The organism is Cedecea neteri (assembly GCF_000758325.1).
GTDB lineage: Bacteria > Pseudomonadota > Gammaproteobacteria > Enterobacterales > Enterobacteriaceae > Cedecea > Cedecea neteri_B.
In genome coordinates this window covers 2,022,818-2,045,818 of the sequence record NZ_CP009459.1, presented here as the reverse complement: position 1 = coordinate 2,045,818, position 23,001 = coordinate 2,022,818, and the positions used below count along the sequence as shown (strand labels likewise).

Genomic DNA, 23,001 nt, shown 5'->3' with positions numbered 1-23,001 from the left:
TTGGTCAGGTTGGGGTGTGTTGATTAATGGGGGCAGGTCACGTCGTGCCTGCAGGCTTACAGGTTTGTCCCTGTCGACCTGCCGCTATGAGGCTCAGCGTCCGGCGGCTGATGCGCATTTATCAGGGCGCATCACTGAGCTGGCACTGGAGCGCAGGCGTTTTGGCTACCGACGCATCTGGCAGTTACTGCGCCGTGAAGGCCTTCATGTTAATCACAAGCGCGTGTACCGCCTTTACCACCTTAACGGGCTGGGCGTAAAACGCAGACGACGTCGTAAAGGGCTGGCAACAGAACGTCTGCCGCTGCTCCGCCCGGAGGCGCCCAACCTGACCTGGTCGATGGATTTTGTCATGGACGCGCTGGCCACCGGTCGCAGGATCAAGTGCCTGACCTGCGTGGACGACTTCACGAAGGAGTGTCTGACAATTACCACTGCATTCGGGATTTCAGGCGTGCAGGTCACGCGAATTCTGGACAGCATTGCACTGTTTCGCGGCTATCCGGCGACGATAAGAACGGACCAGGGGCCGGAGTTTACCTGCAGAGCACTTGACCAGTGGGCTTATGAGCATGGGGTGGAGCTGCGGCTTATCCAACCGGGCAAGCCAACACAGAACGGATTTATTGAAAGTTTTAACGGACGATTCAGGGATGAGTGTCTCAATGAGCACTGGTTCAGCGATATCGTTCACGCCCGGAAAAAGATTAATGACTGGCGGCAGGATTATAACGAGTGTCGTCCCCATTCATCGCTGAACTACCAGACTCCGGCTGAATTTGCAGCGGACTGGCGAAACGGGAAATATGAAGAAAAACCAACCGACATTACTAGCTGAAGGTTGTATCTAATCCTGGGGGCAGGTCAACGGTCCCAGTAAGCCAGCAGTCGTGACGGGGAGAGCATTGCACTGTCGGATGAAAAATGTTAAAAAATTTATACATGATCCTATGGGTGTCAATATGAAACTTTTTAAGAATTCGATAATATTTTCAGAAAAACAAAAATTTGAATTCGCCAACGTAATAAAAAACAACCTCTTCAGCGAGAAACGTAATAAAGTGACAATTTTCTTGTGTGGAGGGGATGTTAACGATAGTAAATATGGACGATATAAAATTTCTAAAGTTTTATCGAGAAATGATAAGCTGGAGATTTTCTATCCAGAGGATTTATTTGATGACCTTCTTGCTGGACAGGGGCAATACAGTCTTTTAAGTATGGAGAATATGCTCGCTGAATCTGTGGATGCGATAATAATAACCCCTGAAAGCCCCGGTTCATATTCTGAACTTGGGGCTTTTGCAAATAATGAAAAATTAGCATCAAAAATGATATGTATACAAGATAATAAATTTAGATTTAAGAAAAGCTTCTTAAATTATGGACCAATACGGTTACTTAAGAAAAATAGTTCAACATCAGTGCTTAGGTGTGATTTTAACATCCTTGATAATGCCCTATTAAATGAGGAGTTTTATCAGTCCCTGATGAAAAGCATTAGAAATGTTCAAAAAAAATCACCCGTAAAGAAAAGTATAGATAATATATTGATGGCGGATAGATTTATCTTGCCATGCATATACCTTATGGATGGTATCAATAATGTATTGCTTTATGACTTGTTAAGTAAAGCTACAGGAAAGGCAAATACATTGTGCGAAATTATTGTAAAATCTGCATTATCAAAACTGATGAAAGAGCGAGTTATTGTTAGGACATCAGAAGGTTATCACATTACAGACGCTGGTATGGAATATGTACTACTTAGGTTTGATCGGCTAGTTTTAGACAAGCTAAGACTTGAAATGATGAACTTTGAAAATCGTAGCAATATATCATTGAACTATGGTAGGATTTTCTCAGCGCACCCTTAGCGAGTCCCTTGTAAGAGGTGACTGGATAGTGTTTCGCTGTCCTGCATTAAATCTACTGTTTTGGCAGTTTACCTCGAACTCAGAGAACATCTCCCGATGTTCTCTGAGAGCGAGGAAACCTGATATTTATGACGTAAGGGTGTGCGCTTTCATGAACAATTTCTCCAGTACCGACGTTTTTCGCTTACGTAACTTTGGTCTGCCTGTGATGTCTTCGCTAACAGATATGTCAAGGGAAATGCGACTATCTGTCGAACTTTTAACCTTGTTAATCACAAGAGCGGATGACTTTTACAAAGTTTATGGTGTACCAAAAACAGGTACAGAAAAAGGCGAAAGGGTGATTTGTCAACCCTCTCGAAGGCTCAAGGCTTTGCAAGCGTGGGTTTTAAGAAATATATTAGACAAACTTAATTCGTCACCTTTTTCAACTGGTTTTGAGCGAGGCCAGTCCATAAAAGACAATGCGAACCCACATGTTGGTTCGAACTTTGTATTAAATATTGATTTAGAGGATTTCTTTCCTAGCATTTCTTCTAATAAAATTTACACTGTGTTTAATTCGTTGGGTTATAATAAGTACATATCTTCAGTTTTGACAAAGATTTGTTGTTTTAAAAATAAGTTACCGCAGGGATCCCCCGCATCGCCTAAATTGGCGAACCTTGTTTGCATGAGGCTTGATCACAGGATTCATGGTTATGCAGGAAGACGAGGCATTATCTTTACTCGTTACGCTGACGATATTACTCTTTCGGCTCAGTCGTTAAAGAAGATTGAAAAAGCAAAGGATTTTTTATTTTCTATAATACCTACTGAACAATTAACTGTTAACTATAAAAAAGTGGTTATTAGTGGACCAAGAAAACAAAAAAAAATTACTGGATTAGTATTGTCAATTGATGATGTTGGCATAGGACGACAAAAATTTAGAGAAATAAAAAGCAAGATACATTATCTTTCCGTTGGGCGCTCTCACGATTATGCACATGTTGGTGGATTGTTGGCTTTTACAAAGAGTGTAGATGAGAAAAACCACAGACGGCTTGTTGTTTTTGCGCAAAAAATGAATAAGAAATTTAACCTTGATTTGGACAAGCTATTTAATCTCGGTTAATACTAATTGTGCGCAATATAATTATACTAAACAGTAGCGTCTGAAAGTTATAGTTTCCGCCCTAGCCCACTCACTTATTTCTTTCATTCTTGAAGCAGGACCATTTCATTCCGAAAAAACCTGTACAGGTTTTATTATACCCCTAAATCCTTTAGCGTTGTTTGGTATTATTCCCATCATTTTTGGAGGAACCCCATGGGCACCCCAGAGATCTTCAGGGCCTACTTTTTTGAGATGAAAAATCATCTTTCGTAGCGACATCACTCAGCAGCACGATCTTAATACCGTCCGGTTTTCCGTTGGGCGCGTAAAAAACAGATTATTAAAATTCCCGAGTTCCTTTGAATTGCCCTTAGCATCACGTAAAGGTTTGACGTCGATGATTTTTTTCATGGCATCTGTGACGTACATGATGTATCCCGCGTGTGCACCGTTCTGGTAATACTTGCGACGAAACAGTGTGGCAGATTCATTCAACTACGCGAAATTTAGTGCACTCAGGTATTTAGCGTTAGAATCGCTAAATTTCATGATCCTTGCTAACTACGACAACAATACGCGGTAGTACTAAAATAACATCATTTTCTAGATTTAATTTTTTAATTACTTGACTAATGAATACAAGCTGTTGAATCATATGAAGCATGACTAGTGTCGACTGTAGATAGCATGCAAGTAGAGTTAACGCTGCTTTTAGCGTCACAAGTGTGAGAAAAGCAGGTGGAGAGTAATCTATTATCCCAAGCTTTTGATGTACTTTCCGCGTGTGTATCTCTATTTTTAACTAAAACACTCTGTTTTATTTATTTCTAGATAATTAAGTGCGTAAAATTACCCTAAGACAAATTCCCAAGCACGATACATACTAGAAATAACCGGAAAAATCATAGTAATAAAAACTGGGGCTGCGAGATGAAATATTGGTGGGAGTCGGTGAGAACTACAGCGTATTGGAGATATGCTTTGTTTTCAGGCGAGGCAATAGCAAAGTTTTTTTCTGCTCTGGGCGTATTATATTTGTTAATCAATTTGGCTGATACTTTTAAGATTTACGAGAAAGGGCAGTATAGTAATTACGGAATTTTAATTCTTATAGTCTTGGCCATTATTTTTGTGATATTCACACGACGTCCAGTGTCACGAGTATCTTATAAAGTACCTAAGAAAGATTACACGTTTGAAGTAAAAATAAGTGATTTATTCAAGGAGAGTGGTGAGATAATAATTAGCTCAAACACCACATTTGATACTGACATGAGTTCAGGTCTAATATCTACAAATAGTTTGCAGGGTCAATTTGCAACTCAATTTTTTAATGGCCAAACAATAGAAATTGATCGGCAGATTGAAGAATCACTTGCTAGTGAAAATTATATTGAAGTTGATGGCAAGCCCGGTAAACGAAAAAAATATCCTTTAGGTACTGTCGCGCGCGTATCAGCGCATGGCAAGAATTTTTATTTTCTCGCAATGTCAGATATTAATTCTGTAGGAACAGCATTTTCAAATGTAAGAATGCTGGAAGAGGCTCTTGAAGGTCTATGGTCAAATATGGCTCGAAAAGGGGAATTAGGTGATGTGATTATGCCGCTGATGGGAACAGGAAGAGGACGGGTGGCTATACCTAGAAAGAAAATAATAGAGCGCATTGCTCAATCTTTTGCCGATGCGACTCAAGAACAGGTATTTTCCAATAAGTTATGTATCATAGTCCGACCTGAGGATGCATCAAAATTCTCATTAAATTTGTTCCAAGTGAGAGACTATCTAAGTCAGAGTCTTAATGCTTAATTATATAAGAATAGTAACGTAGTAAGTTGAAATCACTATGATTTATAGCTATAGGAGGAAAATATGGCTTACAGAAATGGAAATTATATAGCTTTCGATGGCTTAAGTGAAACTGATCCAACAAAATCAGACTTTCGTTATTATGCCTCAATTCAGGCATGGGCAGCGGGTAAGGGTCACGATTTTAAATATGTGAACAGTCACGATAAAACTTCAGCAGTACGAGACTCTAGTCTAAAAGCAACACTCGAAGCGCGTATTCGGGACCGTCTTGCCGCATCAAAAAATATCGTTATCATCTTAAGTGATGAAACACGCCAGACTGGGAGTATGCTTTCATATGAAATTGAGAAGGCTGTCGACACCTACGGACTTCCACTAATCTGCGCTTATACAGATTTAAATCAAATGTTGGCCCCTTCAGCGTGGAGCCATCGCTGGCCTCTTGCACTCAAAGAGTGTATAGAAAATGGAAGTGCTAGGGCTATCCATATTCCATTCAAAAAACTAGCTTTACTGCATGTGTAAGTATCCCTGCAAAACACACCATTCACTTTTAGAGATCTTCCGACATACTGATTATGTCCCCTGAGGAGATCGCCATGCGTAAAGCCCGATTCACTGAGCACCAGATCATCACCGTACTAAAGTCTGTCGAAGCAGGCCGCACCGTCAAAGATGTCTGTCGCGAAGCGGGAATATCTGAAGCCTCGTACTACAACTGGAAAGCAAAGTATGGCGGGATGGAGGCTTCAGATATCAAAAAGATGAAAGATCTTGAGGACGAAAACCGTCGTCTCAAGCAGATGTTTGCCGATCTCAGCCTTGAATGCCGGGCCCTGAAAGACGTTATCGAAAAAAAGCTTTAAAACCAGCGATAAAGCGGGAGCTCGTCAGCTATCTGACGGCACAATTTTCCATGAGCATCCGCCAGGCGTGCAGGACATTATCGCTGAGCAGGACGGTGTATTTTTATCAGCCTGACACCCGGCGTGATGAACCGGTGATCCTGGCGCTGACCGAACTGGCAGAACGTTATCCGCGATATGGTTTTAAGAAGCTGTTCCAGCTGCTGCGCAGGCAAGGCAACGCCTGGAACCATAAACGCGTTCACCGAATTTACTGTCTGCTAAAACTGAATTTTCGTCGCAGGGGAAAACAGCGTTTGCCAGTACGTAACCCGGCACCATTGACGACGCCTGAGGCACTTAACCAGAGCTGGTCGATAGATTTTATGCACGATGCGCTGGTCTGCGGCAGACGCTTTCGGACATTCAATGTAGTGGATGATTTTAATCGTGAGGCCCTGGCGATAGAAATCGACCTGAATATCCCGGCACAACGCGTCGTGAGAGTGCTGGACAGGATAGTGGCAAACCGCGGTTATCCGCTAAAGATGCGGATGGATAACGGGCCAGAACTGGTCTCACTGGCGCTGGCACAATGGGCTGAGGAGCATGGTGTGTTACTGGAATTTATCAAGCCCGGCAAGCCGACGCAGAATGCCTTTATTGAGCGTTTTAACCGGACGTACCGGACAGAAATCCTGGATTTTTACCTGTTCAGAACCCTGAACGAAGCACGGGAAATTACAGAGCGCTGGCTGACAGAATATAACAGCGAGCGGCCTCACGAATCCCTGAACAACCTGACGCCGGAAGAGTACCGGCTGATGGCTGAAAACCCGGAAATCTCAAAAAGTGTGTGGAACTAAAACGGGTATGCTTACACATGCACTCACCTATACAGTGCATAGTCATAGTTTGGAAACTGGGTTGCACTATTATTCTCCTGAGGCGCATCTTAAATTAGGGTGCGTGGATTAACAGTCATATGTTTTCGGCAATATAATCAATCAATTGAAAATGAGCAATTCGGTACAAAGACCGATCTCTTTCTTGTACAGCCTCTAGGGTTTTAAGAACCACAGCATCTTTCTGGCCAGCCTCTCAACCCGCGTGCGGAGAGTCAGGTTATTCCTCTCGATGCGTTGCATGAACATTTTTTCTGTAGGGTGCTTTTTTGAAAACACCACCCTTTTTCTGTTAGTTGGCCCCTTTCTAATAGCTAACTAAGTTTGCAATCATGTCCGCTTATGGCACGCAGCGGACAGACTAACAAGGCTGAAGCGAGGAGCGGACGTTGGCGATTGTTATCATCCGTCAGTAAGGTATTACTAGCATTATCATGTGTAAATTAACGAAGCAGGTCTGCTTGAAATGGGGAGGCATTGTTCATTGTGTCCCAATCTTAATACTGGCATAGTGCAAGGATAAAACACGAAAAATTCATATAAAGGTCTCTCTCATGAGCGAATCACGTAAGCAATTTATATTATCTAAAGGTGCGGTTTGCAATAACTGGAACTGGAGTTGGTCATTTACCAACCATGAAGAAAAAATGGTTATCTTTGGTGCGTGGGATTTCAATACTGACAATGATAAATCATTGATAATGCATAAAAATTGGGAGTATAAAAACAATCGTCGACAACCAGGGTACTCTCAAGCAATCGAGCATTTGAAATTATTAGATCAAGGATATAGCCTATATATCTTTCATCAAGAGAATATTGGTGATGATGAAGATGAACCAAAAATAGGAAAAATTAGTGACAATATTTTAAAAGCTCACATAAAACATGATGGAGAAGCTTGGTATGCATACCGAAATGCATTCGACTACTTACCTGATGAAATAGGTGAAGAAGAAGAGTATTTTGAAGGGACTCGAAATTTAGTGGCTGTAAATTCTTATGAACGAAATAAGGATGCTAGAGAGGCATGCATTAAGATTCATGGTTATAAATGTAAAGCTTGTGATTTTGATTTTGAAAAGAAATATGGTGATCATGGAAAAGGCTTTATCCATGTACATCATATCATACCCTTGAACATGATAGGAAAACGTTATAAGGTCAATCCAGAACATGATCTGATACCTTTATGTCCCAATTGCCATGCTATGGTACATCGTTTTAAAAACAATGAATTAGATTTGGAAAAATTGAAAGAACTTATATCATCGTGCAAATAATAATATTAAACACCTTCTCGCCTTTAACCGTCATCAAGTAGCTGACATTAAATTCTTAGCGAGTAATCAACCTCAGTGCCTGACTCTAATCGCCCATGAATACGCCTCTACCTACTCTGCGTAATTCATTTAACCACTGAATGACTTTTTCCCTATTTACTTCTCTAATAGGATATTTTCTAGCTTTACAGATTTCTTGAGCACCAGGAGAAAATGATGATGTTGTTACAATTATTCCACCCTTAGCATTTTCATCAATAACATCTGCCCAGAGAGATTTTACCAACACCTTGTCAATTTTTGATTTTGTTCGTTTGCATTGAATAAGCTGAACGGGAGGTGCGCTGGCATTTGCATTAGGGTGCCAAACTCGTACATCAATGCCACCATCATTTCTTCCACTTCCTATCTCAACTTTATATCCTTTTCGTTCAAAGTACTCAGCGGTTAGAGCTTCGAACTGTCTCCAATGCATTGAACCGAGTTTTTCAGTATTAATTGATAAATAGTTCAAATATCTTTGATCTATGAACTTTCCGTACATTGCATATAATGATTCACTCTCAAATAAGTCTCTAAGCTCAAGTGGTGATTCCCAATCAAGTACTCTTGCTGAAAGCCAGTCCCAAGGGCTAGCTTCTTCACTATCTTTCGTTAATTCAACGAGCCGATGTGCAATAATCAACGCTTCACTTCCAAATTGTATTTGGATATTTTCATAGTATTGGTTTTCATTAAAATCGTTGAATATCGATTGTTTTCCTTTGTCAAAGTGAATCTCTCCAAGATAACGTAATACCTGTTGGAATAGTTTTCTCCTGCTTGGATCATTCCTAAATTCCATCTCGAGCAATGTTGGTGCATGACCAATAAAATCATGTGATGTGACACCTAGGCGATACAAAAATTTTTGAAAAGTATCTTCAATGTGATTTGTTCTGATGCGACACAATTCCTCTTTCTGACTAGTGAAAATATCAAATAGTGGATCATCTTTATCTAAAAGTTGAATCATTTCATTGTTATTGAGCGCTAGCCCTGACTTATAACCTATTCTATCGCTAAAAAATGACCTAAATGATGTGTTTATTGTAATCCATGTACCCATTAAGCTATCCTCAAAGCATGAAATTAGTTTCATTTGCTTATATATTTAACCCCCCCCCTAAGGGGGTCTCATCCATTTCAAATCAATACTTCAGACTATTCATTAGTAATATAACAAACTCAGTAGAGGTACAACGTTTGCATTCAAAAATCTTGCAAGGTCCGCTTCTGGCTGTGAGTTCAACTGATGGACGCAACACACTTATTGAACCGTTCTGCGGGTGATTCATAGTCTAGCGTTTTTCTCGGCCTTTCGTTGAGCTGTCTGGCAACACTGTTAAGTCTTTGCTGGCTGTGAACCAATAAGTCAGTTCCTTTTGGAAAATATTGTCTGAGCAATCTGTTCGTATTTTCATTTGAGCCACGTTGCCAAGGAGATTGAGGATCACAAAAATAAATCTGAATGTCTGTCGCTACAGTAAATCGTGTGTGGCTGGTCATTTCAGCGCCACGATCCCAAGTTAATGTTTTATAAAGCTCAGCAGGTAATTCCCGGGCTTGTCTGATGAGTGCAGATATAACCGTTATGGTCTTGTTGTCTCTGATCTTCGCCAGCATAACAAAACGGGAATGACGTTCTACGAGGGTGATGATATAGGAGTTTTTCGAGCCCTGAATCAAGTCACCTTCCCAGTGACCTGGAATGGCTCTGTCAGCGGCCTCGGGTGGCCTTTCGCTGATAGGTATCGTGTGCGGAATTGACCCTAATCCTTTCCCTTTAAGCGATGACGTTCTGGATCTACGCACTGCTCTTCCGCTTCTGAGGCATTGCTGCAGCTCTTTTTTTAGTGCTCCCCGGGTTTGTATAAAAAGCGTTTTATAAATCGTTTCGTGTGACACATGCATTTCCTGATTATCCGGATAACAGCGTTTCAGCCAACCGGCGATCTATTCCGGCGACCAGTCCTGATGCATCTTCTCTGCAATGATTTTACACAATGCGGGGCTTTCAATTAGCTTGCAAGGTTTTGGTCTCCGCGCATTTTCCCATGCAGTAGCATCGGCTTTTGCTGCACGGTATTGTTTTGCACCACCGTGCCTCCTGATCTCGCGGCTAATCGTTGAGGGCGCTCTTGATAATTTGGCGGCGATGTCCCTGATACTGAGTTTTGCTACCAGCCCTCTGGATATCTCCTCTCTTTCATCAAGCGAAAGCGCTAATCGGTGCCGCTTTCGCACGGGAGGACGGTAGCCGCCTGTCTGGTGGATAGTGGGCATAATGGAAGAATGAAATCTGTCGAACATTCTGGCGATATCATGCAGGGAATCACCTTGCTTATATCTGTCCCAGATAATCGCCTTCTGCTCTGGCGTGTAGTTAATCCGAGTTCTTCGTTTCATGACAACGTCCCCCGTTGCATCGACCCATTGAACTCACAGCACTAAGCAGACAGTCAGACGCAAATGTAAATCCGTACAAAAAAATTACTGTGGTTGAACTCCTCCAAAACGGAGGAGCTAAGCTTTATATTTCACACTACCTACTAATAAAGGACCAATTTAAGGTTCGTATCATAAGGCCATGATTATTTTATATTTTCCAATGTTATCAATATAATCCGCATACCACTGTATCATCTCCCTCCGCCCTTCCAGATACAAAGCATGATTGTACGTCCCACGAATCGCATTCTTATCGACATGCGCAAGCTGGGTTTCAATCCATGCCGTGTTGAACCCTTCCTCGTGCAAAATCGTACTCATCGTGTGACGGAAACCATGCCCCGTTACCTTCCCTGTATATCCAATCCGTTTGAACACCTGATTTATACTCGCTTCGCTCATCGTTTTGCGGGGATCATTCCTCCCAGGAAACACCAGTGGATATTGCCCTGACATCACTTTGAGTTGCTGTACAATTTCCAGTGCTTGGGTAGATAGGGGGACAAGGTGAGGCCGTTTCATCTTCATTCGGTCGGCAGGTATTTCCCACACCGCTTTTTCAAGATCAAACTCACTCCAGAAAGCACCTCGGAGCTCACCGGTGCGAACCCCCGTAAGGATCAGCAGCCGAGCGGCAAGAACAACTAGCGGGCTTCCTGTATAGCTGGATAGGGCTTTAAAGAAGTCTGGTAACTCTTCAACAGTCAGGAAGGGGTAATGCTTCGATTCATGCCCTGACATCGCGCTGGTAAGATCCGCTGCAGGATTGTATTCCGCACGACCTGTAACTATGGCGTAACGAAAGACTTCGCTGCAGCGCTGGCGAACCTTCTTGGCCTTCTCTGTCGCGCCACGGCTTTCCATTCGACGCAGCACATTAAGCAGAACCAGCGGTTTGATTTCATTCACTGGCACTTGGCCGATATAGGGAAAAATATCTTTATTGAAGGCTTCGATAATATCGGAGGCATAGCCTTCTGACCACCGGCTCACCTTCGTACCGTGCCATTCAAGTGCCACAGACTGGAACGTGTTGTTGAGCTGCACATCACGAACCAGCTTTTCTTCTTTCTTCGCGAAAGACGGATCGATACCCTCGGCCAGCTTTTTCTTGGCTTCATCACGTAGTGCCCTCGCTTGTGCAAGGGACACTGCTGGGTAGACACCAAAAGCCATACGCTTCTCTTTTCCATTGAAGCGATATTTCATCCGCCAGTATCGAGAACCAGAGGGGACGACTTCAAGATACAAACCAGCACCATCTGCCAGCTTGTAGGCTTTCTCTCTGGGTTTAGCTGTATCTACCTTCCGCGCATTTAGCTTCATTGGGGGCATCTCCCTGGACCGAACACAGAATGCCCCCATTTATGCCCCCAACTGCAACTTGATTTCGGTTGAGTCCAGTTGATAACAGGAGATAAAATACGGGCCAGAAACCGCAGTATACGGGCTTTTAGTTGATTTCGGTAGACTTGGGAAGAGTTTGAAATGGTGCCGATAATAGGAGTCGAACCTACGACCTTCGCATTACGAATGCGCTGCTCTACCAACTGAGCTATATCGGCTTTCAGGACGCGCCACGAGCGTGGCTGCGGTGTAAAAGGGTAAGGAAGATTGGGTGATGCGTCAACCACTTATCAAACTGACTGCTGATTTTTGCATCACCCTGTCTTCAATTACGCACGAATCGTGTCGTCGCCAAAGCCGATCCACTTGTAGGTGGTTAAGGCTTCCAGCCCCATCGGGCCGCGGGCGTGCAGCTTCTGGGTGCTGACCGCCACTTCTGCGCCGAGACCGAACTGGGCACCGTCGGTGAAGCGGGTTGAGGCGTTGACGTACACGGCAGAGGAATCCACTTCGTTAATAAAGCGGTTCGCGTTGCGCAGCCTGCGGGTCAGAATAGCGTCCGAATGCTGGGTGCCGTGCTCGCGAATATGGGCGATGGCATCATCAAGATCCGCCACCACTTTCACATTCAGGTGCAGCGACAGCCATTCGTCGTTGTAATCCGCCTCTTTCACCGCTTCCACCACTGCCGGGCCGGTTTGCAGCACAGGCAGCGATTTCTCGTCCGCATGCAGCGTCACGCCGGTCTCGGCCATCTGCTTGCTCAGCGCAGGCAGGAAGCGGTCGGCAATCGCCTGGTGCACCAGTAGCGTTTCCACCGTGTTACAGGTGCTTGGCCGCTGGGTTTTGGCGTTGACGATGATTTTCAGCGCCGGTTCAATCTCGGCGGTGTCGTCCACCACGATATGGCACACGCCGATGCCGCCGGTGATCACCGGGATCGTCGACTGTTCACGGCAAAGTTTATGCAGGCCCGCGCCACCGCGTGGGATCAGCATGTCGATGTAGCGATCGAGACGCAGCATTTCGGTGACCAGCGCGCGGTCCGGGTTTTCAATCGCCTGAACCGCCGCTTTTGGCAGGCCGCACTCTTCCAGCGCCTGCTGGATCACCGCCACCGTGGCGTTGTTGGTGCGCCAGGTTTCTTTCCCGCCGCGCAGAATAGCGGCGTTGCCGGTTTTCAGGCACAGAGAAGCGACGTCCACGGTCACGTTCGGGCGAGCTTCATAGATCACGCCCACTACGCCAAGCGGTACGCGGCGGCGTTCAATGCGTAGCCCGCTATCCAGCAGCCCGCCGTCGATTACCTGCCCTACCGGGTCGGCGAGGCTACACACCTGGCGCACATCGTCGGCGATGCCCTTCAGGCGGGCCGGGGTGAGCTGCAGGCGGTCAAGCATCGCTTCGCTGAGGCCGTTTTTACGCGCCTCGTCCACGTCCTGCTGGTTGGCGGTCAGGATCTGTTCCGAACGCGCTTCAAGGTAGTCGGCAATTTTTTCCAGCACGCGGTTTTTTTCGCGGCCGGAGAGCAGTGCCAGCTGGTAAGAGGCCTCTTTTGCCGCTTTGCCCATTTGTTCAAGCATCGATCTGCTCCTTAATTAACAATCATGTCGTCGCGATGCACGGCCACCGGGCCGTATTCATAGCCGAGGATTTCGTCGATTTGCTGGGAGTGATGCCCGGCAATGCGGCGCAGCGCGTCGCTGTTGTAGCGACAAACGCCGTGGGCGATGTCGCGCCCTTCCAGGCTGCGAATGCGGATCACCTCCCCACGAGAGAAGTTGCCGCTCACGCTTTTGATGCCTTTTGGCAGCAATGAGCTGCCACGCTCCAGAATGGCGGACAGCGCGCCGTCATCCACGGTAATTTCACCGGCAGGCGGAGCACCAAAGATCCAGCGTTTACGGTTTTCCAGCGGCGACTGCTGCGCGTGGAAGCGCGTCCCCACGGGGTTGCCGGCCATGACATCGCCGATAACGCCCGGCTTGCTGCCTGCGGCGATGATGACGTCGATACCCGCGCGGCAGGCCACGTCGGCCGCCTGGAGCTTGGTGCCCATGCCGCCCGTGCCGAGGCCGGAAACGCTGTCGCCCGCAATGGCGCGCAGCGCATCGTCAATGCCGTGCACTTCTTTAATCAGTTCCGCTTCCGGGTTGTTACGCGGGTCGGCGGTGTACAGGCCCTGCTGGTCAGTGAGCAGCAGCAGCTTGTCGGCCCCGGCCAGAATCGCGGCCAGCGCGGAAAGGTTGTCGTTATCGCCGACTTTGATTTCCGCCGTCGCCACGGCGTCGTTTTCATTAATGACCGGCACAATGTTGTTATCTAACAGCGCTCTGAGCGTGTCGCGGGCATTAAGGAAGCGTTCGCGGTCTTCCATATCGGCGCGGGTCAGCAACATCTGCCCGACGTGAATGCCGTAAATAGAGAACAGCTGTTCCCAAAGCTGAATCAGGCGACTTTGCCCTACCGCGGCCAGCAGTTGCTTGGACGCGATGGTGGCGGGGAGTTCGGGGTAGCCGAGGTGTTCACGTCCGGCGGCAATCGCCCCGGAGGTCACAATCACAATACGATGCCCCGCCGCGTGCAGCTGGGCACACTGGCGAACCAGTTCAACAATATGGGCGCGGTTCAGGCGGCGGGAGCCACCGGTTAATACGCTGGTGCCTAGTTTTACGACCAGCGTCTGGCTGTCACTCATGATTCTCTGCCGTTTCTACAAATAAGGGGAAATTAAAAAGCCAGATGACGTTGTAACAGGAGTCGCGCGGCTTGCCAACAGGCGGCGTGGGAAAAGGGCTAATAAGCAAGAAAGGATCGCTGACGATAGCGGATATATTTTACATTTTTATGACATATAAACTTTATTACGTTTATTTAATCTTTCTCCTAAATTGTCATAAATCTTTAATCTGAGAACGATAAAACCCTTCCTGTTTTTAGCAGGAGCCCGACTCCTGGATCAATTTTGCAAGCGTTCATCATTCTTGGGATAACAAATGAAAAAGAGCACACTGGCATTAGTGGTAATGGGCATCGTGGCTGCTTCTGCTTCTCAGGCAGCCGAAGTTTATAACAAAAACGGCAACAAGGTTGACATCTATGGCCGCGTTAAAGCTGAACATTATTTCAGCGATAACACCGGTTCCGATGGCGACCAGACTTACGCTCGCCTGGGCTTTAAAGGTGAAACTCAGATTAACAGCCAACTGACCGGTTACGGCCAGTGGGAATACCAGATTGCAGGTAACAAAGCAGAAAACGACTCTACCGGCACCAAAACTCGTCTGGCATTTGCGGGCCTGAAAGCCGGGGACTACGGCTCATTCGATTACGGTCGTAACTACGGCGTGCTGTACAACATCGCCTCTTACACCGATATGATGCCAGAATTCGGCGATGACTCTTTCGTCAGAACCGACACCTTCATGACCGGCCGTGCTACCGGCGTGGCGACTTACCGCAACAACAACTTCTTCGGTCTGGTTGATGGCCTGAAGCTGGCTCTGCAATACCAGGGCAAAAACGGCGCTGACAGCGCGAACACCCGCACCGACACCTCTCGCCAGAACGGCGACGGCTTCGGCACCAGCCTGTCTTACGACATCGCTGATACCGGCCTGAGCGTAGGCGCAGCATACGCCAACTCTAACCGTACTAACGCGCAGAAAGCGTCCGTTTACGGTAAAGGCGATAAAGCTGAAGCCTGGACCACCGGCATCAAGTACGACAAAAACAACGTGTACCTGGCAACCATGTACGCTGAAACCCGTAACATGAACCCAATCAGCGTCCCGGGCTCCCTGGCGGGCACCAGCAGCAGCGTGTCTGGTTTTGCTAACAAAAACCAGGCGTTCGAAGCCATCGCTCAGTACCAGTTCGACTTCGGTCTGCGTCCATCTCTGGGCTACGTGCAGTCTAAGGCGAAAGACATCGAAGGCATTGGTGATGCGGATCTGGTGAAATACATCGACGTGGCCGCGACCTATTACTTCAACAAAAACATGTCTGCGTTCGTTGATTACAAAATCAACCAGCTGAGCGACAACAACAAGCTGAAGCTGAACAACGACGACGTTGTTGCGGTAGGTATGGTTTACCAGTTCTAATTCGCGATACTGCGGATAAAAAAATCCCCGTCAGCTTGACGGGGATTTTTTATTTTCAGGCAGAGAGTTTAAGCGGCTTTTCCGCAAAGTTCTCGGCAGGCACCAGCCCAAGCTCAAGGGTGGCGAGTAAATCTTTCAGGCGTCCGTGGAAACCGCGCAGCGTCTGCTCCAGTTTTTCATCCACTTCTTTATCTTTTGCCGGGGTGGCCGTCCATTTGCCGTCTTTATCAAACAGGCCGAACTGCCAGGTGTAGGTAAATTGCTTTTCCTGTGCTTCCAGCACCATCCACCATCCCCAAAACTCACGCTTCTCCGGCGCGGGCTTTACGTTAACGCACACCGCCAGGCAATCGAAGAAGAAACGGTTGTCTTCACACTGCTCTTCCCGGATATACGGGCCAAGCGAGGCGAACTTTCTGATCAGTCTACTTTTCGGGTGTCCACTCGGTAACGTCATTACGATCTCCTGTTGTGAAGCAACTGTTTTAGCAAACCGTCGTAATTTAGCAAATATTTAACGTAATCTTTGTTTCACCCAGCCGGTAATTTCCTGCAGCGCTTTGTCAAAATTTTGATACACCGGCTTGAACGGGATCTGGAGTAATTTGCCGTCGGCAGATGACGAAGTGATTAAACGGGATTCTTCTTCCGGACTGAATGGGTCATTTTCCCAAAAACCGGACAACATCGGCGTTGGGCAGCGGCGGCCCAGCAGACCCTGCGTTTTCAGGGAGTAACGGTTTAGCTCCACGCTCAGCGCGCTGTCGGAGATGCTGGTCATTCCCAGGCGGCTCGCCAGCACGTCGATGTACATTTCCGGCACGTTGGCCTGGCGCTGCGGGTCGCTCAGCAGGGCGTGAACCACCGGCCCAAGGCAGGCGACGGCTTTCAGGCGAGGCGCTTCGAGGTAGGCCAGGCGCACGGCAACGTTGGCGCCAAAGCGGAAGCCGAACGCCGCAACGCGGGTGTGATCAATCCACGGAATATTAGGCAGCGCTTTGAGTACGTGCTGGTGCAGCACGCTGGAATCCTGGGTCAGTTTCCACTTAGAGGAGAAGCCCACTGACGGCATGTCGATGGTCAGCATCGCGATGCCCTGTGGCGCAAAATATTTCTCAAACAGGCTGTAATAATCGCTCTGTAAGGCATCAAGGCCGCCGCACATCAGCACCGTTGGGAATGGCCCTTCAGCCCCTTTAGGCATGTGCAGGAAGCCGCTGATAGTGCCGCCGCCGGTCATCGGGAATTCAAGCTCGCGTAGCCCGCCGGACAGCCGGGGAGCAGCCTCTTCATAAGCCCGGTTAGCCAGCACCTGGGCCTGCTCCGCCAGCGCATCCCCTTTCAGATGCGGGTAAGCCGCAATGCTGTAGAGGTTTGCCGCCTGCAGCCAGCATTTGCCAATCTTCTCTTCGTCCATTTCCTGGCCCGCACGCTGCTGCCAGAGCATCGCCTGCTTAGACCATTCGTAGATCCAGTTTCCCCCGCGGTAACCCATCACGGTGTCAAACAGCTCGTCGTTGGTACGTTCAGCCTCGGTGCAGGCAATCCGGGCCTGCACTTCAAGAATTTCACGCGGATCGACCCCGCGCCAGATCCACATCAGGCGGTTGATCATACGGTACCAGTGGGGTACGTTTTTGCCGTCCAGCGCAGACTGGATCGCGGGCGTGGTGGTATGCCGCGCGCGACGGACAAGCGTGGACGTTTCCGGGTGTTTGAATCTGGGCTTAAAGAGGGTTTCGCTGAGGTTGGCCTGCGACATCGTTTCACTGCCTCCATGAATACGAGAAACGTCGCTATTGTAGCCTGATACGGTCCAAATAACACAAACGCCCGGCTAAGCCGGGCGCCAAATAAATGACAAAGCTCAAAATAAGTGAAGCTGCATCAGAGGATACAAAACAGTAAACAAGGAAAATCAATTTTTTGATTTTCGCCTGATAACCACAAAGAGGGAAAAACCACGTTTTTTTCCTCTTTGTCAAAACGATTACGCCCGGCTATGCCGGGCGTAAATCAATGCAAATTTGGGGGGATTAACGGCCAGCCAACGGCGGCACAAACACCACGCCCATATCCCACGGCTGCTCAATCCAGGTGTCCTGCGGGATATCAATCACGTAATCGTCCACCAGCGGCTGACCGGCTGGTTTGGCGAAGATAGTGACGAAGTGAGCTTTCGGATACATTTCGCGAATGGCCACCGCGGTGCCGCCGGTGTCGACCAGGTCATCGATCACGATGAAGCCTTCGCCGTCGCCTTCTGCACGCTTCAGCACGGTCAGTTCACGCTGGTTGTCGTGGTCGTAGCTGGAAATGCAAACGGTATCAACATGGCGAATACCCAGTTCACGAGCCAGCAGCGCGCCCGGCACCAGGCCACCACGGCTAACGGCAATAATGCCTTTCCACTGTTCGGCTGGCAGCAGACGCTGAGCCAGTTTGCGGGCGTGAATCTGCAACATGTCCCAGGTGACGACGTATTTTTCGCTCATGTGAAGTGTCCCGGCCTGTAAATAACGGCTTAAAAAGTATTCGAAGGAGTTTTGGTTGCGCGAGATTATAGAGATCTGACGCACTAAAAACCAGTGCCGCAGGCCATTGGCAGCCGATTTTGCTCGTATTCAGCCTTCACGCAACAAAAGAAAGTGGTATTCTCAGAACATCGCGCAAGCCGTGCTTGTGGTGTATCTGAACCCGGCTAAAAACGTAACCGGTCAGCCAAAAAAACGACTCCAGGGAGACTCAACGTGTCTGAATTGTCTCAATTATCGCCACAGCCGCTGTGGGATATTTTTGCCAAAATCTGTTCTATTCCGCATCCGTCCTATCATGAAGAAGCGCTGGCGGAACACATCCTGTCCTGGGCAAAAGAAAAAGGCCTGCACGTCGAACGTGACCAGGTGGGGAATATCCTGATTCGCAAGCCTGCTACGCCGGGCATGGAAAACCGCAAACCTGTGGCGCTTCAGGCGCACCTCGACATGGTGCCACAGAAAAACAACGACACCGTTCACGACTTCACTAAAGATCCTATCCAGCCGTACATCGACGGTGAGTGGGTAAAAGCACGCGGCACCACTCTGGGCGCAGACAACGGCATCGGTATGGCGTCCGCGCTGGCGGTGCTGGCAGACGATAGTGTGGCGCACGGCCCGCTGGAAGTGCTGCTGACCATGACCGAAGAAGCCGGGATGGACGGCGCATTTGGCCTGCAGGCAGGCTGGATGCAGGCCGATATCCTGATCAACACCGACTCCGAAACGGAAGGTGAGATCTACATGGGCTGCGCGGGCGGGATCGACTTCATCACTACGCTGCCGCTGCAGCGTGAAGCGGTTCCAGCCGGGTTTGACACCTTCAAGCTGACCATCAAAGGGCTGAAAGGCGGCCACTCTGGCGCAGATATTCACTTGGGCCTGGGCAACGCCAACAAGCTGCTGGCTCGCTTCCTGCTGGCTCACGCAGCGGAACTGGACGCACGTCTGCTCGATCTGAACGGTGGTACCCTGCGTAACGCCATTCCGCGCGAAGCCTTTGCCACGCTGGCCGTGCCTGCGGCGAAAGCGGCCGAGCTGAAGTCTGCGGCTAACGACTACCTGGCCGTTCTGAAAAACGAACTGTCCGCGGTCGAGAAGAACATTACCGTGCTGGTGGAAGCCACAACGTCTGACAAACAGGCGCTGACCACGAAAGCTCGCAATACCTTCCTGCATCTGCTGAACGCGACGCCAAACGGCGTGATTCGTAACTCTGATGAAGTGAAAGGCGTGGTTGAGACTTCCCTGAACGCAGGCGTCGTGACCATGAGTGACGACAGCGCAGAAATTATCTGCCTGATTCGTTCCCTGATCGATTCCGGTAAAGACTACGTGGTTAGCGTGCTGGAGTCCCTGGGTGAACTGGCCGGGGCTAAAACCGTGGCGAAAGGCAGCTATCCTGGCTGGCAGCCGGACGCTAAGTCTCCGGTGATGGCTCTGGTGCGCGAGACTTACCAGAAGCTGTTCAACCAGACGCCGAACATCATGGTTATCCACGCGGGTCTGGAATGCGGCCTGTTCAAAAAGCCGTACCCGGAGATGGACATGGTGTCCATCGGGCCAACCATTACCGGCCCACATTCCCCGGACGAGCAGGTGCATATTGAGAGCGTTGGCCAGTACTGGACGCTGCTGACGGAGTTGCTGAAGGCGATTCCGGCGAAGTAAGTTTTACCCTCGCCCTAACCCTCTCCCTATAAGGGAGAGGGGATTTTCTTTGTTTGCCTTACTTGCCTCTTGCTCACTGACGCTTTCTCTCAAATAGAGAGGGTACTTTCTTTGTCAGCCTCACTTTCAGCGATAACGCTGTTTTTCCCCTTCTCCCTTCCACGGAGAAGGCCGGGATGAGGATCTTGTTCACAACCCCAGCAGCAACTGCCTCTCCAGCTGTGGGTCGAGCAGGGTCACATGCAGCCCCACCAGCCGGACGCCGCGCCCTCCCCGCCGCTCTTCCCATGTTTTACGGGCCGTAGCGATCAGGTCTTCTTTGTTCAGCTTCGGCCAGACGTGCTCCTGGGTCGTCAGCTGAAAGTCATTAAACTTCAGCTTGATGCCTTGCCGGGCAATGCGCAGGTCGGCCCGCTCTTTGGCCAGGCGCCTCTCAAGCTCCGGGTACAGACGTTCAATAATCTCTTCGCATTCTGGCCATTCATGAATGTCTTCCGCCAGCGTCCGCTCTACCCCCACCGACTTTCTCTGGCGATCGTTACTGATCTCGCGTTCATCAATACCCTGGCTGCGCTCCCACAGCACCCGGCCAAATTTCCCAAAGCGTTTTAACAACATCGCCAGGTCAGCATTTTGCACGTCGGCGCAGGTTCTCAGACCGAGAGTTTCCAGTTTTGCCGCGGTGACTTTGCCCACGCCGGGAATTTTCCCGAGCGTGAGCGTCGCTAAAAAGTCCGGTACCTGTTCGGGCGTAATCACATACTGGCCGTTGGGTTTATTGAGGTCAGAAGCTATCTTTGCCAGAAACTTTATCGGCGCAATACCGGCTGAGGCAGTCAGGTTTATTTCGTCGGCAATCGCCTGGCGAATTTCGCGGGCTATCAACGTGGCCGATCCCTGGCAGTGCTCGCTGTCGGTGACGTCCAGATAGGCTTCATCCAGCGACAAAGGTTCGATGCGCGAGGTATAGCGGGAGAAGATTTCGCGGATATGGTTAGAGGCTTCTTTATAGGCCTCAAACCGCCCCGGCAGCAGAGTGAGATGCGGGCAGAGTTTTAGCGCCATCGCGGTCGACATCGCGCTGCGCACGCCGTATTTTCTGGCTGGGTAGTTCGCCGTGCTGATCACGCCGCGCCGCTGGGCGCTGCCGCCAATAGCGAGCGGAATATCGCGCAGGGCCGGATTATCACGCATCTCAACGGCGGCAAAAAAGCAGTCCATATCGACATGAATAATTTTGCGCATATCCACTCAACCAGAAAAACAACACTGGATAAGTATACAGCTATTTTTCAAAATGAGGAAATCGTCTCAGGTAGACGATGAACAACCTGGCGAGCGGCGTCACCATGGGCATAAAGTGACACACCGCAAAAACTCCAATTGATTCCAATAAAATGTGTAAACGCCCGCGTCTGGCGCTTGCGAAAATTAGCCACGATGCTAATGTGAGCGCAATCCTGTACAGAATTTTCTGATTTCGGGTCCCTTTAGCCGTCCTGGCTGTTAGTTTCAGCTTTATCAAGGAATCAAGCAGTATGCGTAAGATCGCACTGATTATTGCGATGCTCTCTATGCCGTTTTTCTCTTTCGCCAGCCTGCTGAATAGCAGCGGTGTCGCCGCCCCTGTCGGCAAAGATAGCAGACAGCAGCTAATGGGCTCCCCGGTTTATATTCAAATCTTTAAAGAAGAACGCACCCTGGAACTGTGGGTGAAGATGGGCGAGCAGTATCAGCTTCTCAACAGCTACCGCATCTGTAACTATTCCGGCGGCCTGGGACCAAAACAGCGTCAGGGCGATTTTAAAAGCCCGGAAGGTTTTTACAGCGTTGATCGCAGTCAGTTAAAACCGGACAGCCGCTTCTATAAAGCCATTAATATCGGCTTCCCGAATGAATTTGACCGCGCTCACGGCTATGAAGGTAAATACCTGATGATTCACGGCGCCTGCGTGTCGATTGGCTGCTATGCCATGACCGACTCCGGCATCGACGAAATCTTCCAGTTTGTGACCGGGGCTTTGGTGTTTGGCCAGCCGCGCGTGCAGGTCAGTATCTTCCCGTTCCGCATGACCGACGCCAATATGGAACGCCACAAGTACTCCACCTACATCAACTTCTGGAAAGAGCTGAAACCAGGCTATGACTACTTCGCGGCCAACCATCAGCCACCGGGCGTGGCCGTGGTCAGCGGGAACTACGTCATCAGCAAACCTGCCGTGATGACGCCAGTTCAGCCGCAGCTGGCTTCAAACTATAAGCTCACCGAGGCAAAATAACGCCGACTTGCCTGGCTCAATTTTGTGCCAGGTTTCGTTGGCGGTCAGCGGCTGAGTCGCGATGACCGTGACCACATCGTTCGGTGTGGTCTCTTCCTGAAAATCAATTTCCACGTCCTGATCCAGCAGTTTAGCGACGCCGAATGGCGCTCTGCGGGTGATCCAGAACAGGTTCGTCGAGCAAAACGCCATCACGTAGCGCCCGTCCGACAGCAGCATGTTAAACACGCCCTTCTCTCTAAGCTCTGCACCCAGTTCAGTAATGTAGCGGAACACCGCTTCCATATTGCCCGGCGTGCGCGGGTAACGCTGCGTGAGTTTGTGCAGCAGCCAGCAGAACGCCTGCTCGCTGTCCGTTTCGCCAATCGGGCGGAACGTCCCCGTCTCCAGCGTGCGATGGCCCTTTAGCTGCCCGTTATGGGCATAGGTCCAGTTGCGGCCCCAGAGTTCACGGGTGAATGGATGGGTATTTTCCAGCGCCACTTTGCCGCGGTTCGCCTGGCGAATGTGCGCCACCACCGAGCAGGATTTAATCGGGTATTCCTGGACGAGGCGGGCGATGGGCGAGTTAAAGCTCGGCTGCGGATCTTTAAAAGTGCGACAGCCTTTCCCTTCGTAGAAGGTAATACCCCAGCCGTCTTTATGGGGGCCTGTTCCGCCTCCGCGCTGCACCAGTCCGGTAAAACTAAAACAGATATCCGTCGGTACGTTGGCACTCATCCCGAGCAGTTCGCACATCTCTTCTCTCCC

At 48.9% G+C, this 23,001-nt stretch carries 18 protein-coding genes, 1 tRNA gene and 4 pseudogenes; 10 read left to right on the top strand and 13 right to left on the bottom strand.

Annotated elements, in window-relative coordinates:
* Nucleotides 1-28 precede the first annotated feature (28 nt).
* The 3 genes and pseudogenes from LH86_RS09655 to LH86_RS09645 all read left to right on the top strand — a co-directional run.
* A pseudogene (locus LH86_RS09655) lies at nucleotides 29-838 on the top strand (IS3 family transposase); the annotation flags it as partial.
* Between the two features lie 79 nt (nucleotides 839-917).
* Nucleotides 918-1,877: a retron St85 family effector protein gene (locus LH86_RS09650; RefSeq protein WP_052045564.1), complete on the top strand. Its 960-nt coding sequence runs from the start codon at nucleotides 918-920 to the stop codon at nucleotides 1,875-1,877.
* Nucleotides 1,878-2,028: 151 nt separating this feature from the next.
* Nucleotides 2,029-2,994: a retron St85 family RNA-directed DNA polymerase gene (locus LH86_RS09645; RefSeq protein WP_039300664.1), complete on the top strand. Its 966-nt coding sequence runs from the start codon at nucleotides 2,029-2,031 to the stop codon at nucleotides 2,992-2,994.
* Nucleotides 2,995-3,015: 21 nt separating this feature from the next.
* On the opposite strand, the pseudogene LH86_RS22795 reads toward LH86_RS09645, so the two are convergent.
* Nucleotides 3,016-3,501, bottom strand: a pseudogene (locus LH86_RS22795) (Presumed portal vertex protein); the annotation flags it as partial.
* 405 nt (nucleotides 3,502-3,906) lie between these two features.
* Between LH86_RS22795 and LH86_RS09640 the strand changes: the two are divergent.
* The 3 genes from LH86_RS09640 (at nucleotide 3,907) to LH86_RS09625 (ending at nucleotide 6,499) form a co-directional block, all read left to right on the top strand.
* On the top strand, nucleotides 3,907-4,785 hold the full coding sequence (locus tag LH86_RS09640) for a macro domain-containing protein (protein WP_039300661.1): 879 nt from the start codon (nucleotides 3,907-3,909) through the stop codon (nucleotides 4,783-4,785).
* 63 nt (nucleotides 4,786-4,848) lie between these two features.
* Nucleotides 4,849-5,313: a TIR domain-containing protein gene (locus tag LH86_RS09635; RefSeq protein WP_052045563.1), complete on the top strand. Its 465-nt coding sequence runs from the start codon at nucleotides 4,849-4,851 to the stop codon at nucleotides 5,311-5,313.
* Nucleotides 5,314-5,387: 74 nt separating this feature from the next.
* Nucleotides 5,388-6,499 (top strand): IS3 family transposase gene (locus tag LH86_RS09625; protein WP_156107018.1). Its coding sequence is split into 2 segments (ribosomal slippage): nucleotides 5,388-5,649 and nucleotides 5,649-6,499, totalling 1,113 coding nucleotides; the frame shifts between segments, so codons are not numbered across the junction.
* 195 nt (nucleotides 6,500-6,694) lie between these two features.
* Here the strand turns inward: LH86_RS09625 and LH86_RS22015 are convergent.
* Nucleotides 6,695-6,823: pseudogene (locus LH86_RS22015) on the bottom strand (IS1 family transposase); the annotation flags it as partial.
* Nucleotides 6,824-7,092: 269 nt separating this feature from the next.
* Between LH86_RS22015 and LH86_RS09620 the strand changes: the two are divergent.
* Complete coding sequence (locus tag LH86_RS09620) at nucleotides 7,093-7,821, top strand: HNH endonuclease (RefSeq protein WP_039300653.1); 729 nt, start codon at nucleotides 7,093-7,095, stop codon at nucleotides 7,819-7,821.
* Between the two features lie 85 nt (nucleotides 7,822-7,906).
* Here LH86_RS09620 and LH86_RS09615 read toward each other — a convergent pair whose 3' ends face one another.
* The 6 genes and pseudogenes from LH86_RS09615 to proB form a co-directional block, all read right to left on the bottom strand.
* On the bottom strand, nucleotides 7,907-8,929 hold the full coding sequence (locus LH86_RS09615) for a restriction endonuclease (protein ID WP_052045561.1): 1,023 nt from the start codon (nucleotides 8,927-8,929) through the stop codon (nucleotides 7,907-7,909).
* 179 nt (nucleotides 8,930-9,108) lie between these two features.
* Nucleotides 9,109-10,269: pseudogene (locus LH86_RS09610) on the bottom strand (IS30 family transposase).
* A gap of 171 nt (nucleotides 10,270-10,440) precedes the next feature.
* Nucleotides 10,441-11,637 carry a tyrosine-type recombinase/integrase gene (locus tag LH86_RS09605; RefSeq protein WP_039300650.1) on the bottom strand — a complete coding sequence of 399 codons (1,197 nt, stop codon included), beginning with the start codon at nucleotides 11,635-11,637 and terminating at the stop codon, nucleotides 10,441-10,443.
* Nucleotides 11,638-11,800: 163 nt separating this feature from the next.
* Nucleotides 11,801-11,876: transfer RNA gene (locus LH86_RS09600), tRNA-Thr, on the bottom strand.
* 111 nt (nucleotides 11,877-11,987) lie between these two features.
* Nucleotides 11,988-13,241 (bottom strand): glutamate-5-semialdehyde dehydrogenase, encoded by a 1,254-nt coding sequence (gene proA / locus LH86_RS09595; RefSeq protein WP_039300647.1) that lies wholly within the window; start codon nucleotides 13,239-13,241, stop codon nucleotides 11,988-11,990.
* A gap of 11 nt (nucleotides 13,242-13,252) precedes the next feature.
* Entirely contained in the window at nucleotides 13,253-14,356 is a 1,104-nt protein-coding gene (gene proB, locus LH86_RS09590; RefSeq protein ID WP_039300644.1) for a glutamate 5-kinase, read from the bottom strand.
* Between the two features lie 298 nt (nucleotides 14,357-14,654).
* Here proB and ompC point away from each other — a divergent pair, with 298 nt between their 5' ends.
* Nucleotides 14,655-15,764 (top strand): porin OmpC, encoded by a 1,110-nt coding sequence (gene ompC, locus LH86_RS09585; protein WP_039300641.1) that lies wholly within the window; start codon nucleotides 14,655-14,657, stop codon nucleotides 15,762-15,764.
* A 55-nt stretch (nucleotides 15,765-15,819) separates the two neighbouring features.
* On the opposite strand, the gene crl is transcribed toward ompC, so the two are convergent.
* From crl to gpt, 3 genes are all read right to left on the bottom strand, one after another.
* Nucleotides 15,820-16,221 carry a sigma factor-binding protein Crl gene (gene crl, locus LH86_RS09580; RefSeq protein WP_039290542.1) on the bottom strand — a complete coding sequence of 134 codons (402 nt, stop codon included), beginning with the start codon at nucleotides 16,219-16,221 and terminating at the stop codon, nucleotides 15,820-15,822.
* 57 nt (nucleotides 16,222-16,278) lie between these two features.
* On the bottom strand, nucleotides 16,279-17,526 hold the full coding sequence (frsA, locus tag LH86_RS09575) for an esterase FrsA (RefSeq protein WP_039300637.1): 1,248 nt from the start codon (nucleotides 17,524-17,526) through the stop codon (nucleotides 16,279-16,281).
* Nucleotides 17,527-17,800: 274 nt separating this feature from the next.
* Nucleotides 17,801-18,259: a xanthine phosphoribosyltransferase gene (gene gpt / locus LH86_RS09570; RefSeq protein ID WP_008457349.1), complete on the bottom strand. Its 459-nt coding sequence runs from the start codon at nucleotides 18,257-18,259 to the stop codon at nucleotides 17,801-17,803.
* Between the two features lie 255 nt (nucleotides 18,260-18,514).
* Between gpt and pepD the strand changes: the two genes are divergently transcribed.
* A complete protein-coding gene (gene pepD / locus LH86_RS09565; protein WP_039300635.1) occupies nucleotides 18,515-19,972 on the top strand; it encodes a beta-Ala-His dipeptidase in 1,458 nt (485 codons plus the stop codon).
* 189 nt (nucleotides 19,973-20,161) lie between these two features.
* On the opposite strand, the gene dinB is transcribed toward pepD, so the two are convergent.
* Complete coding sequence (gene dinB / locus LH86_RS09560) at nucleotides 20,162-21,217, bottom strand: DNA polymerase IV (protein ID WP_039300631.1); 1,056 nt, start codon at nucleotides 21,215-21,217, stop codon at nucleotides 20,162-20,164.
* Nucleotides 21,218-21,510: 293 nt separating this feature from the next.
* On the opposite strand from dinB, the gene dpaA reads away from it, so the two are divergent.
* Entirely contained in the window at nucleotides 21,511-22,251 is a 741-nt protein-coding gene (gene dpaA, locus LH86_RS09555) for a peptidoglycan meso-diaminopimelic acid protein amidase (RefSeq protein ID WP_039300629.1), read from the top strand.
* On the opposite strand, the gene LH86_RS09550 is transcribed toward dpaA, so the two are convergent.
* The gene (locus tag LH86_RS09550) at nucleotides 22,222-22,989 is read right to left on the bottom strand and encodes a class II glutamine amidotransferase (RefSeq protein ID WP_039300626.1); all 768 of its coding nucleotides are present in this window, start codon (nucleotides 22,987-22,989) and stop codon (nucleotides 22,222-22,224) included. The genes dpaA and LH86_RS09550 overlap by 30 nt on opposite strands.
* Nucleotides 22,990-23,001: the final 12 nt, after the last annotated feature.

Bases quoted from the DNA above. Each gene is read 5' to 3' on its own strand.
- LH86_RS09650 (WP_052045564.1), top strand. From the start codon at position 918: ATGAAAAATGTTAAAAAATTTATACATGATCCTATGGGTGTCAATATG.
- LH86_RS09645 (WP_039300664.1), top strand. From the start codon at position 2,029: ATGAACAATTTCTCCAGTACCGACGTTTTTCGCTTACGTAACTTTGGT.
- LH86_RS09640 (WP_039300661.1), top strand. From the start codon at position 3,907: ATGAAATATTGGTGGGAGTCGGTGAGAACTACAGCGTATTGGAGATAT.
- LH86_RS09635 (WP_052045563.1), top strand. From the start codon at position 4,849: ATGGCTTACAGAAATGGAAATTATATAGCTTTCGATGGCTTAAGTGAA.
- LH86_RS09620 (WP_039300653.1), top strand. From the start codon at position 7,093: ATGAGCGAATCACGTAAGCAATTTATATTATCTAAAGGTGCGGTTTGC.
- LH86_RS09615 (WP_052045561.1), bottom strand. From the start codon at position 8,929: ATGGGTACATGGATTACAATAAACACATCATTTAGGTCATTTTTTAGC.
- LH86_RS09605 (WP_039300650.1), bottom strand. From the start codon at position 11,637: ATGAAGCTAAATGCGCGGAAGGTAGATACAGCTAAACCCAGAGAGAAA.
- proA (WP_039300647.1), bottom strand. From the start codon at position 13,241: ATGCTTGAACAAATGGGCAAAGCGGCAAAAGAGGCCTCTTACCAGCTG.
- proB (WP_039300644.1), bottom strand. From the start codon at position 14,356: ATGAGTGACAGCCAGACGCTGGTCGTAAAACTAGGCACCAGCGTATTA.
- ompC (WP_039300641.1), top strand. From the start codon at position 14,655: ATGAAAAAGAGCACACTGGCATTAGTGGTAATGGGCATCGTGGCTGCT.
- crl (WP_039290542.1), bottom strand. From the start codon at position 16,221: ATGACGTTACCGAGTGGACACCCGAAAAGTAGACTGATCAGAAAGTTC.
- frsA (WP_039300637.1), bottom strand. From the start codon at position 17,526: ATGTCGCAGGCCAACCTCAGCGAAACCCTCTTTAAGCCCAGATTCAAA.
- gpt (WP_008457349.1), bottom strand. From the start codon at position 18,259: ATGAGCGAAAAATACGTCGTCACCTGGGACATGTTGCAGATTCACGCC.
- dinB (WP_039300631.1), bottom strand. From the start codon at position 21,217: ATGCGCAAAATTATTCATGTCGATATGGACTGCTTTTTTGCCGCCGTT.
- dpaA (WP_039300629.1), top strand. From the start codon at position 21,511: ATGCGTAAGATCGCACTGATTATTGCGATGCTCTCTATGCCGTTTTTC.
- LH86_RS09550 (WP_039300626.1), bottom strand. From the start codon at position 22,989: ATGTGCGAACTGCTCGGGATGAGTGCCAACGTACCGACGGATATCTGT.